Annotated in this window: 15 protein-coding genes; 11 read left to right on the top strand and 4 right to left on the bottom strand. The window is 55.2% G+C overall.

What is annotated here, in order from left to right:
• Positions 1-405: 405 nt before the first annotated feature.
• Together aas and lplT are read left to right on the top strand one after the other, a co-directional pair.
• Entirely contained in the window at positions 406-2,565 is a 2,160-nt protein-coding gene (gene aas / locus QQZ17_RS00985; protein WP_152402353.1) for a bifunctional acyl-ACP--phospholipid O-acyltransferase/long-chain-fatty-acid--ACP ligase, read from the top strand.
• On the top strand, positions 2,558-3,754 hold the full coding sequence (lplT, locus tag QQZ17_RS00980) for a lysophospholipid transporter LplT (protein ID WP_152402354.1): 1,197 nt from the start codon (positions 2,558-2,560) through the stop codon (positions 3,752-3,754). The genes aas and lplT overlap by 8 nt, the downstream gene beginning before the upstream one ends.
• 33 nt (positions 3,755-3,787) lie before the next feature.
• Here lplT and QQZ17_RS00975 read toward each other — a convergent pair whose 3' ends face one another.
• The 4 genes from QQZ17_RS00975 to mutH form a co-directional block, all read right to left on the bottom strand.
• Positions 3,788-4,828, bottom strand: a complete 1,041-nt coding sequence (locus tag QQZ17_RS00975; RefSeq protein WP_152402355.1) for an NADP(H)-dependent aldo-keto reductase — start codon at positions 4,826-4,828, stop codon at positions 3,788-3,790.
• A gap of 107 nt (positions 4,829-4,935) precedes the next feature.
• Positions 4,936-5,154: a lipoprotein YgdR gene (ygdR, locus tag QQZ17_RS00970; RefSeq protein ID WP_046486633.1), complete on the bottom strand. Its 219-nt coding sequence runs from the start codon at positions 5,152-5,154 to the stop codon at positions 4,936-4,938.
• 137 nt (positions 5,155-5,291) lie between these two features.
• Positions 5,292-6,005, bottom strand: coding sequence for a TerC family protein (locus tag QQZ17_RS00965; RefSeq protein WP_042322411.1), 714 nt, complete (start codon positions 6,003-6,005; stop codon positions 5,292-5,294).
• 64 nt (positions 6,006-6,069) lie between these two features.
• Positions 6,070-6,765 (bottom strand): DNA mismatch repair endonuclease MutH, encoded by a 696-nt coding sequence (mutH, locus tag QQZ17_RS00960; RefSeq protein ID WP_046486629.1) that lies wholly within the window; start codon positions 6,763-6,765, stop codon positions 6,070-6,072.
• A 684-nt stretch (positions 6,766-7,449) separates the two neighbouring features.
• On the opposite strand from mutH, the gene rppH reads away from it, so the two are divergent.
• From rppH to recC, 9 genes are all read left to right on the top strand, one after another.
• Entirely contained in the window at positions 7,450-7,980 is a 531-nt protein-coding gene (gene rppH, locus QQZ17_RS00955; RefSeq protein ID WP_152402358.1) for an RNA pyrophosphohydrolase, read from the top strand.
• 12 nt (positions 7,981-7,992) lie between these two features.
• Complete coding sequence (gene ptsP / locus QQZ17_RS00950) at positions 7,993-10,239, top strand: phosphoenolpyruvate--protein phosphotransferase (RefSeq protein WP_152402360.1); 2,247 nt, start codon at positions 7,993-7,995, stop codon at positions 10,237-10,239.
• Positions 10,240-10,387: 148 nt separating this feature from the next.
• Positions 10,388-11,263: a prolipoprotein diacylglyceryl transferase gene (gene lgt, locus QQZ17_RS00945; protein ID WP_152402362.1), complete on the top strand. Its 876-nt coding sequence runs from the start codon at positions 10,388-10,390 to the stop codon at positions 11,261-11,263.
• Between the two features lie 6 nt (positions 11,264-11,269).
• Positions 11,270-12,064, top strand: coding sequence for a thymidylate synthase (gene thyA, locus QQZ17_RS00940; protein WP_152402364.1), 795 nt, complete (start codon positions 11,270-11,272; stop codon positions 12,062-12,064).
• Positions 12,065-12,248: 184 nt separating this feature from the next.
• Complete coding sequence (locus QQZ17_RS00935) at positions 12,249-12,719, top strand: prepilin peptidase-dependent protein (RefSeq protein ID WP_152402366.1); 471 nt, start codon at positions 12,249-12,251, stop codon at positions 12,717-12,719.
• A complete protein-coding gene (locus QQZ17_RS00930) occupies positions 12,710-13,273 on the top strand; it encodes a prepilin peptidase-dependent protein (protein WP_152406266.1) in 564 nt (187 codons plus the stop codon). The genes QQZ17_RS00935 and QQZ17_RS00930 overlap by 10 nt, the downstream gene beginning before the upstream one ends.
• Positions 13,270-13,677: a DUF2509 family protein gene (locus QQZ17_RS00925; RefSeq protein ID WP_152402368.1), complete on the top strand. Its 408-nt coding sequence runs from the start codon at positions 13,270-13,272 to the stop codon at positions 13,675-13,677. The genes QQZ17_RS00930 and QQZ17_RS00925 overlap by 4 nt, the downstream gene beginning before the upstream one ends.
• On the top strand, positions 13,662-13,982 hold the full coding sequence (locus QQZ17_RS00920; protein WP_152402371.1) for a prepilin-type N-terminal cleavage/methylation domain-containing protein: 321 nt from the start codon (positions 13,662-13,664) through the stop codon (positions 13,980-13,982). Before QQZ17_RS00925 ends, QQZ17_RS00920 begins: the two co-directional genes overlap by 16 nt.
• Before the next feature lie 15 nt (positions 13,983-13,997).
• Positions 13,998-17,366 (top strand): exodeoxyribonuclease V subunit gamma, encoded by a 3,369-nt coding sequence (gene recC / locus QQZ17_RS00915; RefSeq protein ID WP_152402373.1) that lies wholly within the window; start codon positions 13,998-14,000, stop codon positions 17,364-17,366.
• Positions 17,367-17,368: the final 2 nt, after the last annotated feature.

The raw sequence follows: 17,368 nt of genomic DNA, 5'->3' as shown, positions 1-17,368 counted from the left end.
ACGTTTCCTGGCGGCTTGATAAAGTTGAGATCCCAGAGGTATTGATAGGTGAAGTCAACTTTCGGGTTGAGCACACGAATTACACCAACCTGCGCCAGTTGCGCAGGTTTTTTTTTGCGATTTCCGCAATCTGTAACAGTAAGCGATAATTTACACAACTGGTTGCATTTCCCTTCATTCCTTTGCGTTTTCTCGCTGGCGAAGCGGTCACGTACCGACCACAATCAAGATCCCAGAGGTATTGATTGGTGAGATTATTCGGTACGCTCTTCGTACTCTGTCTCTTGCACCAACCTGCGCGGATGCGCAGGTTTTTTTTCGCCCCGACTTTACTGTCGCTCCTGTTGCCTTGTTCGTGTAATCTGCCACCATTATTTTACCGAATCGTGCGCAAAGGGAGTTGAAATGTTATTTGGCTTTTTCCGTAACCTGTGCCGTGTGCTCTACCGGGTACGCGTGACGGGGGATATGCAGGCGTTACAGGGAGAGCGCGTCGTAATCACCCCTAACCACGTTTCTTTTATCGACGGTATTCTGCTGGCGTTGTTTCTGCCGGTACGCCCGGTGTTCGCGGTCTACACCTCAATTAGCCAGCAGTGGTACATGCGCTGGTTAACCTCGCTGATTGATTTTGTGCCGCTCGACCCGACGAAGCCGATGGCGATTAAACATCTGGTTCGCCTGATCGAGCAGGGTCGTCCGGTAGTGATTTTCCCGGAAGGACGCATATCGGTGAGCGGCTCGCTAATGAAAATCTACGACGGTGCCGGATTTGTCGCCGCGAAATCCGGCGCGACGCTGGTGCCGGTACGGATTGAAGGGGCAGAGCTCACCCATTTTAGCCGCCTGAAAGGGCTGGTGAAACGTCGCTTCTTCCCGCAGATCCATCTGCATGTTTTGCCGCCAACTCGTCTGCCTATGCCAGACGCGCCGCGCGCGCGCGATCGTCGTAAAATTGCTGGCGAAATGCTGCATCAAAAAATGATGGAAGCGCGAATGGCGGTGCGCCCGCGCGAAACGCTGTATGAATCGCTCCTGGCAGCGAAGTACCGCTATGGCGCGAGCAAGCACTGTATCGAAGACATCAACTTCAAGCCGGACAGCTACCGACAGTTGCTTACTAAGACGCTGTTTGTCGGGCGTATTCTGGAAAAATACAGCGCAGAGGGCGAAAAAATTGGCCTGATGCTGCCGAATGCCGCCATCAGCGCGGCGGTGATTTTCGGCGCGGTGTCTCGCCGTCGTATCCCGGCAATGATGAACTACACGGCGGGCGTCAAAGGGCTGACCAGCGCCATCACCGCCGCGGAAATCAAAACCATTTTTACCTCCCGTCAGTTCCTGGATAAAGGCAAACTCTGGCACTTGCCGGAGCAACTGACGCAGGTTCGCTGGGTCTATCTGGAAGATCTCAAAGCTGATGTGACCACCGCAGACAAGCTGTGGATCTTTGCGCACCTGCTGATGCCGCATCGGGCGCAGGTCAAACAGCAGCCGGAAGAGGCGGCGGTGATCCTTTTTACCTCTGGCTCTGAAGGCCATCCAAAGGGCGTGGTGCATAGCCACAAGAGCCTGCTGGCTAACGTCGAGCAGATCAAAACCATTGCTGACTTCACTGCCAATGACCGCTTTATGTCGGCGCTGCCGCTGTTTCACTCCTTCGGCCTGACGGTGGGGCTGTTTACGCCGCTGCTCACCGGCGCTGAAGTGTTCCTCTATCCCAGTCCGCTGCATTATCGCATTGTGCCGGAACTGGTTTACGACCGGAACTGCACGGTGCTGTTCGGCACCTCCACGTTTCTTGGGAACTATGCGCGCTTTGCCAATCCGTATGATTTCTATCGCCTGCGCTATGTGGTGGCGGGAGCGGAGAAACTCCAGGAGAGTACAAAACAGCTCTGGCAGGACAAGTTTGGTCTGCGCATTCTCGAAGGTTACGGCGTGACGGAATGTGCGCCTGTAGTCTCGATTAACGTCCCGATGGCAGCGAAGCCTGGAACCGTAGGGCGGATCCTGCCCGGCATGGACGCGCGCCTGCTGGCGATCCCCGGCATTGAAGAGGGAGGACGTTTGCAACTGAAAGGACCAAACATCATGAACGGTTACCTGCGCGTGGAAAAACCGGGCGTGTTGGAAGTGCCGGTGGCGGAAAACGCTGCGGGAGAACTGGAGCGCGGCTGGTATGACACCGGAGATATCGTGCGCTTTGATGAACAGGGATTCGTGCAGATTCAGGGACGTGCCAAGCGCTTTGCGAAAATTGCCGGTGAGATGGTCTCGCTGGAGATGTTGGAGCAACTGGCGCTTGGTATATCGCCGGAGAAAATGCATGCAACGGCTATCAAGAGTGATGCCAGCAAAGGCGAAGCGCTGGTGCTCTTTACCACCGACAGCGAACTGACGCGTGACGTTTTACAGCAGTACGCCCGCGCGCACGGCATCCCTGAACTGGCGGTGCCGCGCGATATCCGTTACCTGAAACAACTCCCGTTACTCGGCAGCGGTAAGCCGGATTTCGTTACGCTGAAAAGCTGGGTTGATAATCCGGAAAAACAAAATGCCTGAGTCAGTACATACCAATACCTCTGTCTGGTCGAAAGGGATGATGTCGGTTATCGCGGCGCAGTTTCTCTCGGCGTTTGGCGATAACGCCCTGCTGTTTGCCACGCTGGCGCTGCTGAAGGAACAGTTCTATCCGGACTGGAGTCAGCCGATTCTGCAAATGGTGTTTGTGGGCGCTTACATCCTGTTTGCGCCATTTGTGGGGCAGGTCGCTGACAGCTTTGCCAAAGGTCGGGTGATGATGTTCGCCAACGGCCTTAAACTGCTGGGGGCGGCAAGCATCTGCTTTGGCTTCAATCCGTTTCTCGGCTATACGCTGGTGGGCGTTGGCGCGGCGGCTTACTCACCGGCCAAATACGGCATTCTGGGTGAACTGACCACCGGCGATAAGCTGGTGAAAGCCAACGGTCTGATGGAAGCATCCACCATTGCGGCGATCCTGCTTGGCTCGGTGGCCGGTGGGGTGCTGGCCGACTGGCATGTCATTGCCGCACTGGTTGCCTGTGCGCTGGCCTACGCCGGAGCCGTGGTGGCAAACCTCTCTATTCCCAAACTGGCCGCCGCGCGTCCTGGGCAGTCCTGGCATCTGGCAAAAATGACCCGCAGTTTCTTCTGCGCCTGTGTTTCACTGTGGCGCAACGGCGAAACACGTTTCTCGCTGGTGGGCACCAGTCTGTTCTGGGGCGCGGGAGTGACGCTACGTTTCCTGCTGGTGCTGTGGGTGCCGGTGGCGTTAGGCATTACCGATAACGCCACGCCAACCTATCTTAACGCGATGGTCGCGGTCGGTATTGTGGTCGGGGCGGGTGCCGCTGCCAGACTGGTGACGCTGGATACGGTGGTGCGTTGCATGCCTGCGGGGATCCTGATTGGCGTCGTCGTGCTGATTTTTTCTCTGCAACACGCGCTGCTGCCTGCCTATGCGCTGCTGATGCTGATTGGTGTGCTGGGCGGCTTCTTTGTGGTACCACTGAATGCGCTGTTGCAGGAGCGCGGTAAGAAGAGTGTCGGCGCGGGTAATGCGATTGCGGTACAGAACCTCGGTGAGAACAGTGCGATGCTGTTGATGCTGGGGCTCTACTCGCTGGCGGTATGGGTAGGGATCCCGGTCATTGCCGTGGGTATCGGTTTTGGCGGTCTGTTCGCACTGGCCATTGCGGCGCTGTGGATCTGGCAGCGCCGTCAGGCGTAATCAACGCGCCGGAATTCCTCCGGCGCGCTTCTGTTACGGTGCAGGATAGGTGTAAACCTGATGCACCGCTTCAATTTCTGCCAACACCTCTTCGCTTAACTCCAGATGTAAGCTCTCAACGTTGGTTTTCAGTTGTTCCATGGTGGTGGCGCCAAGCAGCGTACTGGCAACAAACGGCTGACGACGAACGAATGCCAGCGCCATCTGCGCCGGACTGAGGTTATGGCGTCTGGCTATCTCCACATACGCAGCCACGGCTTTTTGCGTCTGCTCGCCGCTGTAGCGGGTAAAACGACTAAACAGCGTATTGCGCGCCCCGGCCGGTTTCGCGCCGTTCAGGTATTTACCGGTCAGCGTGCCAAATCCCAGACAGGAATAGGCCAGCAGTTCGACGCCTTCGTACTGGCTCACTTCCGCCAGTCCCACTTCAAAACTGCGGTTGACCAGACTGTAAGGGTTCTGGATGGTGACAATGCGCGGCAGGTCATGTTTATCCGCCAGGTGCAGATAGCGCATCACGCCAAAGGCCGTTTCATTTGAGACGCCGATGTAGCGAATCTTACCCGCGCGCTGAAACTCGGCCAGCGCATCCAGCGTATCCAGCAGCGACACCACCGGCGCGGCATCGGTCCAGCTGTAACCGAGCTTGCCAAAACAGTTGGTCGGGCGCTGCGGCCAGTGAACCTGGTAGAGATCCAGATAATCGGTTTGCAGACGCTTCAGGCTGTCGTGCAGCGCTTCGCGGATGTTCTTACGATCCAGTGCCTGGTTCGGACGAATGCTGTTGTCGTTATTACGCGACGGGCCGCTGACCTTGGAGGCGACAATCAGTTTTTCACGGTTGCCATGTTTGGCCAGCCAGTTTCCGACGTAAGTTTCGGTGAGCCCCTGGGTTTCCGGGCGCGGCGGGACCGGGTACATTTCGGCCACGTCGATCAGGTTAATGCCGTTGGCGACGGCATAGTTGAGCTGTGCATGTGCGTCGGCTTCGCTATTTTGTTCACCAAACGTCATTGTGCCCAGCCCCAGTGTACTAACTTCAAGCGAGCTGTGGGGTATACGGTGATATTGCATAGCCGTTTCCTTTTTATAATCACGACATAAGGATTATAAAAATGGCTGAGGGAAGGGAAAAAGGGAAGAAAAATTGTTAAGGCCAGCAGCGTGGCTGACCTCAACCCTCAACGTTCAATGATCTGAGAAACCTCGTCACGGTTAATTTGCATGGCGTTGCCCTGCTGGTCGTGGTAGCTCACCAGACCGGTATCATCGTCAATCTCGGGTTTCCCGTCGGTCAGGATCATCCGACCATCTTTGGTCGCCATCACATAGTCGCTACTACAGCCGGAAACAGCAAAAGCCAGTCCAACTGCGGAAATTATCACTGCCCATTTTTTCATCCATTTATCCTCACGTGGCCTGCGTCTGATAATAGTCTAGTAATAACCTGACGTTATGGGCAGGAAAAGCAGGAAAATCTTAAACTGGGAGGGGAAAAGGAAAGAATTTCGCTCCCCAACGGGAGCGAAAAAGACAATTACAGCGGGTTTTTTTTATTTCGCAACAGGTTCAGGCTCTCGACCGCAATCGAGAAGAACATGGCGAAATAGATGTAACCCTTCGGCACGTGAACATCGAAACTTTCCAGAATCAGGGTGAAGCCCACCAGAATCAGGAACGACAGCGCCAGCATCTTCACGGACGGGTGTCGGTCGACAAACTCGCCAATAGGACGTGCTGCAAACATCATTACGCCAACGGCAATCACCACCGCCGCCATCATAATGAACAGATGATCGGACAAACCGACCGCCGTGATCACCGAGTCCAGACTGAAGATGATGTCGAGCAGCATGATTTGCACGATTGCTCCCAGGAAGGAGGTGACGCGCATGTTCATCCCTTCTTCTTCACCTTCAATGGATTCGTGGATCTCCTTACTCGCTTTCCAGATCAGGAACAATCCGCCGAGCAGAAGGATCAGGTCGCGGGCGGAAATGGCCTCACCAAACACGTCAAACAGCGGATTGGTCAGCCGGGTCACCCAGGCGATGGAGGCCAGCAGCGCCAGACGCATGATCATCGCCGCCGCAAGACCCAGACGTCGGGCATGTGCGCGTTGCGCAGTCGGGAGTTTTGCAACCACCAGAGAGAGGAAAATAATATTATCGATCCCAAGCACGATCTCCAGCAGCGTCAGCGTACCGAGCGCAAGCCAGGCGTTAGGATCGGTTATCCATGCAAATAACATTGAACAAAGTCCTGCCAAAAAAAAGAAGCGCTAATTATATGCTTCCGGGGCACCGGGCGAAAGTCTAACGCTGCTGTAACAAAAAGTGGCGTTCCAGCAGGGCGCGTGTGAAGTTCTTTTTCAGATAAAAACCACGCGGCAACGTCAGTATTGGCTCGCCCTGGGCGCCGATGGCCTCGGTGAGCGCTTTGGCGTTTGCCGCCTTTGGTCTCAGTTGTAAAAATTCGCCATGCCGGGCGGTAATGCGTTCAACCTGACCGAGCACAATCATGTCCATTAACTCTTCCCAGTCCAGACGCAACTGACGGTCTTCTTCTTCATCGGGACTCCACAGCACCGGCGAACCCACCCGCCGTTGTGCGAGGGGAATGCTGCGCTCGCCTTCTACCGGGATCCACAGCACTCGCTTCAGTTTGTGCCGCACGTGGCTGGTTTCCCACGTTACGCCACTGTTTCCCGTCAGCGGCGCGACGCAGACAAAGGTGGTTTCGAGCGGGCGCCCAAGGCTATCCACAGGAATGGTTTTCAACTCGACGCCGAGTGCGGCGAAATCCTGCTCAGGCTTACTTCCGGCGCTGGCGCCCAGCCAGAGTTCCAGCAACACGCCGATCCAGCCTTTGTCCCGCTTGAGATCTTTCGGCGCAACAATGCCCGCCAGCGCAGCCAGTTCGCCTAACGAATAGCCCGAAAGCTGCTGCGCCTGCTGGAGCAGAAGGGCTTCAGATTCCGGCGGAAAGCGTAAAGGATGGAGTCCGGACATGGCGTCATACCTTAGGTGAAAAAATAAACAATGATTTTATACCGTGGAAAAGAAGTTTATCGTTTTCCACATGTGATATCCAATGCCATGATTTATATTGATTTTTAGTTTACGGCATCACGTGTTGCGCAACACCAGAATGGGTTTTCCATTTCTGGTCACTGAAAATAAACAGGATCTTACACCATGTTATCCACAGAAAGATGGGATAACTGTGAAAAACCCCGACTACTGTTTCCATTTACAGCCTTGACGTGCGACGAAAATCGAATTTTCACACAATTTGTGTTTAACTTATTGGCACAATCTGTGGATAAAGTCGGCGCTGTTCGATCTTTCATCAGCCTGAGGATCGTCAGTGTGATACTTGTCACTTTTTTGCCTGATAACAGGTGGGATGACCAAGTAACCTCATGAATATAAGAAAAGATTTTTTTCACCCTGTCGGCAGTTTATTCAAACTGTACCGGTTTTTCCCGGAGTAATTCCGTACTTCTTCACAACTCTATCCACAGAAAAGGTGAATAAAATCGCCCATATGGGTGAGTGTCTGTTTATAACTTTGTCTTTAACTGTGAGTTATTCAATTGTTATTAGATGCACACCGTCTTAACTCAGTGGTTTACCGTCTGTCAGGAGTGTGAAACAATCATTCTCATATAAGGTTTATATTGAGGTAGTCCGGTGATTGATGACGATGGCTACCGCCCAAATGTAGGTATCGTAATTTGTAATCGTCAGGGGCAGGTGATGTGGGCCCGGCGGTTTGGTCAGCACTCCTGGCAGTTCCCACAGGGTGGGATAAACCCAGGAGAATCAGCAGAACAGGCGATGTACCGGGAACTGTTTGAAGAAGTAGGGTTAAGCCGTAAAGATGTGCGAATCCTTGCCTCTACTCGCAACTGGTTGCGTTACAAGTTACCAAAACGTTTGGTGCGTTGGGATACAAAGCCGGTATGTATCGGCCAGAAACAAAAGTGGTTTCTTTTGCAGTTGATGAGCGGGGACGCGGAAATCAATATGCAAACCAGCAGCACTCCTGAGTTCGACGGCTGGCGTTGGGTAAGTTACTGGTACCCGGTCCGGCAAGTGGTTTCATTTAAACGCGATGTCTACCGCAGGGTGATGAAAGAGTTCGCAAGTGTTGTGATGGCGCTTCAGGAAACGACGCCGAAGCCGCAAAGTACACCTGCTTATCGACGTAAAAGAGGTTAAGCCACGCAAATTATGCTCACCCGCCTGCGCGAAATAGTCGAAAAGGTGGCCAGTGCTCCGCGTCTTAATGAAGCGCTGAATATTCTGGTTACTGACATCTGTCTTGCGATGGATACAGAGGTCTGCTCGGTTTATCTGGCCGATCATGACCGGCGTTGTTATTACCTCATGGCGACGCGGGGGCTTAAAAAACCGCGCGGTCGCACTGTCGCACTCGCGTTTGATGAAGGTATCGTCGGCCTGGTTGGCAGGCTGGCGGAACCTATCAACCTTGCCGATGCGCAAAAACATCCCAGTTTTAAATATATCCCCTCGGTAAAAGAAGAGCGCTTCCGTGCCTTCCTCGGGGTGCCGATCATTCAGCGTCGTCAACTGCTGGGCGTCCTCGTTGTACAGCAGCGTGAACTGCGCCAGTATGACGAAAGTGAAGAATCTTTCCTCGTGACGCTCGCCACGCAGATGGCGGCGATCCTGTCACAATCTCAGCTTACCGCCCTGTTCGGCCAGTATCGCCAGACGCGTATTCGTGCGTTACCGGCGGCACCGGGCGTGGCGATCGCAGAAGGCTGGCAGGACGCGACGCTGCCGCTGATGGAGCAGGTGTATCAGGCCTCGACGCTGGATCCTGCTCTGGAGCGTGAGCGCCTGACCGGTGCGCTGGAAGAGGCGGCAAATGAGTTTCGCCGTTACAGCAAGCGTTTTGCCGCAGGCGCGCAGAAAGAGACCGCTGCGATATTCGATCTCTATTCACACCTGCTCTCCGACGCCCGCCTGCGACGCGAACTGTTTACCGAAGTCGATAACGGTTCGGTGGCAGAGTGGGCGGTCAAAACGATCATCGAAAAGTTTGCCGAACAGTTTGCCGCGCTGAGCGATAACTACCTCAAAGAGCGTGCGGGCGATCTGCGTGCGCTGGGTCAGCGACTGCTGTTTCATCTTGATGATTCCGTACAAGGGCCAAATGCCTGGCCAGAACGCTTCGTGCTGGTGGCTGACGAACTCTCCGCCACGACGCTGGCGGAACTGCCGCAGGACCGACTGGCGGGTGTTGTGGTTCGCGACGGGGCGGCCAATTCCCATGCTGCCATTATGGTGCGTGCGTTGGGCATTCCCACCGTGATGGGGGCTGATATCCAGCCGTCTGTACTGCACCGGCGTACGCTGGTGGTGGATGGCTATCGCGGTGAGCTGCTGGTCGATCCTGAACCGGTATTGATCCAGGAATATCAGCGGCTTATCAGTGAAGAAAACGAGCTTAGCCGTCTGGCGGAAGATGACGTCAATTTACCTGCACAGTTGAAAAGCGGCGAGCGGGTCAAGGTCATGCTGAACGCGGGACTCAGCCCGGAGCATGAAGAAAAGCTGGGCAGTCGTATCGACGGTATTGGCCTGTATCGCACCGAAATTCCCTTTATGCTGCAAAGCGGTTTTCCTTCTGAAGAGGAGCAGGTGGCGCAGTATCAGGGTATGTTGCAGATGTTTAACGACAAGCCAGTGACGCTACGAACGCTGGACGTTGGGGCGGACAAACAGTTGCCGTACATGCCGATCAGCGAGGAGAATCCCTGCCTGGGTTGGCGAGGGATCCGCATTACGCTCGACCAGCCAGAGATCTTCCTTGTCCAGGTCCGCGCCATGCTGCGCGCCAATGCGGCGACGGGCAACCTGAGTATTCTGCTGCCGATGGTAACCAGTATTGACGAGGTGGATGAAGCGCGCCGCCTGATTGAACGTGCCGGGCGTGAAGTGGAAGAGATGATCGGTTACGCGATCCCGAAACCGCGTATCGGCATCATGCTCGAAGTGCCGTCGATGGTCTTTATGCTGCCGAATCTGGCAAGTCGTATCGATTTTATCTCCGTCGGCACGAACGATCTGACTCAGTACGTGCTGGCGGTGGATCGCAACAATACGCGCGTCGCCAGCATCTACGACAGCCTGCATCCGGGGATGTTACGTGCGCTGTCGATGATTGCGCAGGAAGCCGAGCGCAGCGATATCGACCTGCGCGTGTGTGGCGAAATGGCGGGCGATCCGATGTGCGTGACCATCCTGATTGGGCTGGGTTTCCGCCATCTCTCAATGAACGGTCGCTCCGTGGCGCGCGTGAAATACCTGCTGCGCCGTATTGATTACGAAGAGGCAAAAACGCTTGCCCAGCGTAGCCTTGAGGCGCAACTGGCAACGGAAGTGCGCCATCAGGTGGCGGCGTTTATGGAGCGTCGCGGGATGGGTGGTCTGATCCGTGGAGGGATGTAAAAGCGCTATACAGATCTTTTACATCTTCGGCGCAGCCTCGTTAACCCCCTTATGCTATCATTCGCTCCTTTGGAGCGCCTGTAAGCAGTGGGTGCGCATATCGCTCGCTGAGTTTTTTCAGCGGAATAACAAGAACTTGTGGTGACAGATGACCAGTAGCTATCTGCATTTTCCGGAATTCGATCCGGTCATTTTCTCAATTGGGCCCGTTGCACTTCGTTGGTACGGCTTAATGTATCTGGTGGGCTTCATTTTCGCGATGTGGCTGGCGACGCGTCGTGCCAATCGCCCTGGCAGTGGCTGGACTAAGAATGAAGTCGAAAACTTACTCTATGCAGGTTTCCTCGGGGTCTTCCTCGGTGGGCGTATTGGCTACGTACTGTTCTATAACTTCCCGCTGTTCCTGGATAATCCGCTCTACTTGTTCCGCGTCTGGGACGGGGGCATGTCCTTCCACGGTGGCCTGATTGGCGTGATTCTGGTGATGATTATTTTCGCCAAACGCACGAAGCGCAGTTTCTTCCAGGTCTCTGATTTCATTGCTCCGCTGATCCCCTTTGGCCTGGGGGCCGGGCGTCTGGGCAACTTTATCAACGGCGAACTGTGGGGCCGTGTCGACCCGAATTTCTCTTACTCCATGCTGTTCCCTGGGTCACGCACCGAAGATATTCTGCTGCTGCAAACCAACCCGCAATGGCAATCCATTTTCGATACCTACGGCTCCTTGCCGCGTCACGCGTCTCAACTCTATGAGATGGCGCTGGAGGGGGTAGTGCTGTTTATCATTCTTAACCTGTTTATTCGTAAACCGCGCCCGATGGGGTCCGTCTCCGGGCTGTTTTTGATTGGCTATGGCGCGTTTCGTATCATCGTTGAATTCTTCCGTCAGCCGGATCAGCAGTTCACCGGCGAATGGGTACAGTACATCAGCATGGGACAGATCCTCTCGATTCCGATGATTGTCGCTGGTGTTGTCATGATGATGTGGGCCTATCGCCGTCGCCCACAGCAACACGTTTCCTGAGGAACCATGAAACAGTATTTAGAACTGATGCAAAAAGTGCTGGATGAAGGCACACAGAAAAACGACCGCACCGGAACCGGAACGCTTTCCATTTTTGGTCATCAGATGCGTTTTAACCTGCAGGACGGATTCCCGCTGGTGACGACAAAACGTTGCCACCTGCGCTCCATCATCCATGAACTGCTGTGGTTCCTGCAAGGTGACACCAACGTGGCCTATCTGCACGAAAATAACGTCACCATCTGGGACGAATGGGCGGATGAAAACGGCAATCTGGGCCCGGTGTACGGCAAACAGTGGCGTGCCTGGCCGACGCCGGATGGTCGCCACATTGACCAGATCACGACCGTGCTGAACCAGTTGAAAAATGATCCCGATTCGCGCCGTATTATCGTTTCGGCGTGGAACGTCGGCGAACTGGACAAAATGGCGCTGGCACCGTGCCACGCGTTTTTCCAGTTCTATGTCGCGAACGGCAAGCTCTCCTGCCAGCTGTATCAGCGCTCCTGCGACGTGTTCCTCGGCCTGCCGTTTAACATCGCCAGCTATGCGCTGCTGGTACACATGATGGCGCAACAGTGCGATCTGGAGGTTGGCGATTTCGTCTGGACCGGTGGTGACACGCATCTGTACAGCAACCACATGGAGCAGACGCACCTGCAACTGACTCGCGAACCGCGCGCGCTGCCGAAGCTAGTGATCAAACGTAAACCCGATTCTCTCTTCGACTACCGCTTCGACGATTTTGAAATCGAAGGTTACGACCCGCATCCGGGGATTAAAGCGCCGGTTGCTATCTAAACTGACCTTATCCTGTCATAGCCGACGCCTCCGTGCGTCGGTTTTTTTTATCCAGATGCTGGTTTTTCGGCGTGGATTCCTGAAATGTTGCAACCAGCTGCAACAGAGGAAATTTCCCTCGTAACGCGCCGAAAAACCTGAATTCTCGCCTCGTTTTAACTTCCCGACGCGTCATACTGCCGCCATGAATACACAGCAGGGCTATACGCTCATCGAAACGCTGGTCGCGATGCTTATTATTGTCAGCCTGAGCGCAACGGGTCTCTACGGCTGGCAGCAGTGGCAGCAACAGCAACATCTCTGGCAGACAGCCTGTCAGCTGCGCGATTTCTTGCTGCAGCTACGGGAGGACGCCAACTGGCATAACCGCGACCACATCATTACCGCCATCAGGGAGGACGCGTCATGGTGTCTTGTCAGTTCGACAGCCTCACGAAATACCTGTACGCCGCGCTCTGCGCTCGTTTTTGTGCCGCTCTGGCGCGATGTCGATCTCGTCGGGGTCACCGCCTCGCTGGCGTTTTATGGTCAACGCAATACCGCGTGGCCGGGGAATATTCGCCTGAAAAATACGGCAGGAGAGTGGCGAGTGGTGGTTTCGCCCTGGGGACGCATTCGCCTGTGCGAACGCGACGATACCCAGGGCTGTCGGTGAGTGAGCGTGGTTTTTCTCTGCTTGAGGTACTGATTGCGATGGCAATCAGTAGCGTACTGTTGTTGGGGGCTGCCCGGTTTTTACCGGCGTTACAGCGCGATATTTTGCAGCAGACCCGCAAACTCGCGCTGGAGGATGACGTGTGGCAGCGGGTGTATACCGTCGCGAAGCACCTTCAACGCGCGGGATATTGTCACGGTAGTTGTCGTGGCGAAGGGGTAAACATTGCCGAGGCGGGCCAGTGCGTTATCGTACAGTGGGACGCAAACGCGAATGGTATCTGGGAAACCGAGCCGGTAAAGGAGGCTGAACAAACCGGATTTCGTCTGAATGACAACGTGCTGGAGACGCAGCGCGGCGCGAAAACGTGCGGCGGAAAAGGATGGGATAAAATGACCGATCCTGATGTTGTGCAGATTACGGCATTTGAGGTCACGCGCCAGGATATCGCGGGCTTTGCACCCGAACTGACCTTACATCTGCGCGGCAGTAGTCGGGCAGATCCGCAAACCGTGGCCGACGCGCGCTACAGCGTCAGCGGCTTTAATTTATGAATCGCGAGCGGGGCGTTTCCTCTCTGGCGCTGGTTCTGATGCTGTTGGTCCTCGGTAGCCTCCTGTTGCAGGGCGTTAATCAGCAGCAGAGCAGTTTTGCTTCGCGGGTGGCGATAGAAAGTCAGGCTTTGCAGCGCCAGGCTGTCGTGCAGTCAGCCATGGAGTGGGGCAGGATGCAGCAATGGTCAGTAAACTCCGATAAACCGTGTCGGTACTATGGAGAGGACAATGTTGCTGTTTGCCTGCGCAGACTCGCTGACAGTCGCGCGTTGCTTATTGCCAACTATCAGGGAACGTCCGTATGGCGAGAAGGCGAACAAAAGGAGGAATTCGTTATTTTTTCTCCTCATGGCTGGAGCGATTTCTGTCCGCTACGGGAGGCCGCATTATGCCAGATCCCCTGAGCCGACAGCGTGGGTTTAGCTTGCCGGAAGTGATACTGGCAATGGTCCTCATGGTGATGGTGGTGACGGCGCTTTCCGGGTATCAGCGCGCGTTGATGAACAGTTTTTTCATCAGAGGTCAGTATCTTCAGCTCTGGCGGCAGGGCTGGCAGCAGACGCAACTGCATTCGTTTTCGCCACCTGTTAACTGGCAGGTTAACCGGATGCAGACAACGCAGGCGGGATGTGTCAGCATCAGCGTTACGCTATCTTCACCTCAGGGCAGGCAGGGGAAAATGACGCGCCTGCACTGCCTAAACCGTTAGTTGCCAGGAGTCTCTATGTTAAGGGTCTACCACTCAAACCGTCTGGATGTGCTGGAAGCATTGATGGAGTTCATCGTCGAGCGCGAACGGCTGGACGATCCCTTTGAGCCAGAAATGATTCTGGTGCAGAGTACCGGGATGGCGCAGTGGTTACAGATGACCCTTTCGCAGAAATTTGGTATTGCCGCCAACATAGAATTCCCACTCCCGGCAAGCTTTATCTGGGATATGTTCGTCCGCGTACTGCCGGAGATCCCCAAAGAGAGCGCCTTCAACAAACAAAGCATGAGCTGGAAGTTGATGACGCTGCTCCCGCAACTGCTGGATCATGACGACTTTGCGCTTTTACGCCACTATCTGACGGACGATACCGACAAGCGTAAGCTGTTTCAGCTGTCGTCGCGCGCGGCGGATCTTTTCGATCAGTACCTGGTGTATCGACCGGAATGGCTAACGCAGTGGGAAGCGGGGCGAACGGTCGAGGGGTTAGGCGAGGCGCAATGCTGGCAGGCGCCGCTGTGGAAAGCGTTGGTGGAGTACACCGATACGCTGGGTCAGCCGCGCTGGCATCGTGCTAATCTCTATCAACGGTTTATCCAGACTCTCGAAAATACCGATACCTGCCCGCCAGGCCTCCCTTCCCGTGTGTTTATCTGCGGGATCTCCGCGTTGCCGCCCGTGTACCTACAGGCATTGCAGGCGCTCGGCAAACATATCGACATTCATCTGCTCTTCACCAATCCCTGCCGCTACTACTGGGGCGATATAAAAGACCCGGCGTATCTGGCAAAGCTGCTGGCGCGTCAGCGGCGACATAGTTTTGAAGACCGCCATTTACCCCTGTTCCGTGACAATTCGAATGCCGAAAGTTTGTTTAACGGCGATGGTGAACAGGATGTCGGTAACCCGATGCTGGCCTCGTGGGGGAAACTGGGACGTGACTATATTTATCTGCTCTCAGAACTGGAAAACAGCCAGGAGCTTGATGCGTTTGTCGATGTGACCCCGGATAACCTGCTGCATAACATTCAGGCCGATATCCTTGAGCTGGAAAACCGCGCAGTGGCGGGGGTGAGCCTGGAAGAGTATTCGCGCAGCGATAATAAGCGACGCCTTGACCTGGATGACACCAGCGTCACCTTTCACGTCTGTCATAGCCCACAGCGTGAAGTTGAAATCCTCCACGATCGTCTGCTGGCGATGCTGGAAGCGGACCCAACGCTCACCCCGCGCGACATCATCGTGATGGTGGCGGATATCGACAGTTATAGCCCGTTTATTCAGGCGGTCTTTGGCAGCGCCCCTGCAGAGCGTTATCTGCCTTATGCCATTTCCGACCGCCGGGCGCGTCAGTCGCATCCGGTATTGCAGGCGTTCATCAGCCTGCTGTCACTGCCTGACAGTCGCTTTATTTCTGAGGATGTGCTGGCGCTGCTGGATGTCCCGGTGCTGGCGGCGCGCTTCAATATCAACGAAGAAGGGCTGCGCTATTTGCGACTGTGGGTCAATGAGTCGGGCATTCGCTGGGGAATTGATGATGACAACGTGCGGGAGCTGGAACTTCCGGCAACGGGACAGCATACGTGGCAATTTGGCCTCACGCGTATGCTTTTGGGCTATGCCATGGAAAGTGCGCAGGGCGAGTGGCAGTCCGTTCTGCCTTATGATGAGTCCAGCGGGCTGATAGCCGAGCTGGTGGGGCATCTGGCGTCATTACTGATGCAGCTTAATCTCTGGCGTCGTAGTCTGGCACAGGAGCGTCCGCTGGAAGAGTGGCTGCCGGTGTGTCGTGAGATGCTCAACGACTTCTTCCTGCCGGACACTGAAACCGAGGCGGCCATGACGCTTATCGAGCAACAGTGGCAGGCGATGATCGCCGAAGGATTGAAGGCTGAATATGACGACGCGGTCCCCCTGTCACTGCTGCGCGATGAGCTGGCGCAGCGGTTGGATCAGGAGCGGATCAGCCAGCGTTTTTTAGCCGGGCCGGTGAACATCTGTACTCTGATGCCGATGCGTTCTATTCCCTTCAAAGTCGTCTGCCTGCTGGGAATGAACGACGGTGTCTATCCGCGCCAGCTTGCGCCGCTCGGCTTTGATCTCATGAACCAGAAACCGATGCGTGGGGATCGCAGTCGTCGTGATGACGACCGTTATCTGTTCCTTGAGGCCTTAATTTCTGCCCAGCAGTCGCTTTACATCAGCTACATCGGGCGCTCGATCCAGGATAACAGCGAACGCTTCCCTTCCGTGCTGGTTCAGGAACTGCTCGATTACATCGGACAAAGCCACTATTTGCCGGGTGACGAAGCATTGACCAGCGATGAGAGCGAGAAACGGGTCAAAGCGCATATCGCCCGACTGCATACCCGCATGCCGTTCGATGCGCAAAATTTCCTGCCCGGCGAGCAGCAGAGCTACGCCAGCGAGTGGTTGCCCGCGGCAAGCCGTTGCGGAGAGGCCCATAGCGATTTTGTGCAGCCGTTGGCCTTTGACATGCCAGAGATGCTGAGTCTGGAAACGCTGCAACGTTTCTGGGCGCATCCAGTACGGGCGTTTTTTCAGCAGCGCTTGCAGGTCAATTTCCGCTCCGAAGAGAGTGAAATCCCGGATACCGAACCATTTACCCTGGAAGGACTAACCCGTTATCAGCTCAACCAGCAGTTACTGAATGCACTGGTCGAACAGGAGGATGCCGAACGTCTGTTCCGTCGCTTCCGCGCGGCGGGGGATCTGCCGTATGGGGCTTATGGCGAGATCCTCTGGGAAGTTCAGCATCAGGAAATGCAGACGCTGGCGGACAGGATCGTGGCCTGCCGTCAGCCGAGCCAAAGTCTGGAGGTCGATCTGCACTGTAACGGCGTACAGTTGACCGGGTGGCTACCGCAGGTGCAGGAAGATGGGCTGCTGCGCTGGCGGCCTTCGTTAATCAGCATTTCACAAGGCGTGCAACTTTGGCTCGAACACCTTGTCTATTGTGCCTGCGGGGGAAAAGGTGAAAGCCGGCTGTTTTTGCGAAAAGACGGAGAGTGGCGTTTCCCACCGCTGGAAAAAGAGCAGGCATTGGGTTACCTGGCGCAACTGATTGACGGATATCGCGAAGGAATGTCCGCACCGCTGCTGGTGCTTCCGGAAAGCGGCGGCGCGTGGATAAAAACCTGTTATGACGCGGCAAATGATGCCATGTTAGATGACGATGATACGCGACAAAAAGCCCGCGTGAAGTTTATGCAGGCTTACGAAGGCAACATGGTCGTGCGTGGCGAAGGCGAGGATATCTGGTATCAGCGCCTGTGGCGGCAACTGGACTCCGAGACCCTGGAGGCCATTATTTTGCAGTCACAACGTTACCTGCTTCCGCTTTTCAGATTTAATCAGTCGTGATG

It is taken from the genome of Citrobacter sp. T1.2D-1, assembly GCF_950098555.1.
Classification (GTDB): Bacteria; Pseudomonadota; Gammaproteobacteria; order Enterobacterales; family Enterobacteriaceae; genus Citrobacter_A; species Citrobacter_A telavivensis.
This window is presented reverse-complemented; position numbering and strand designations above follow the sequence as displayed.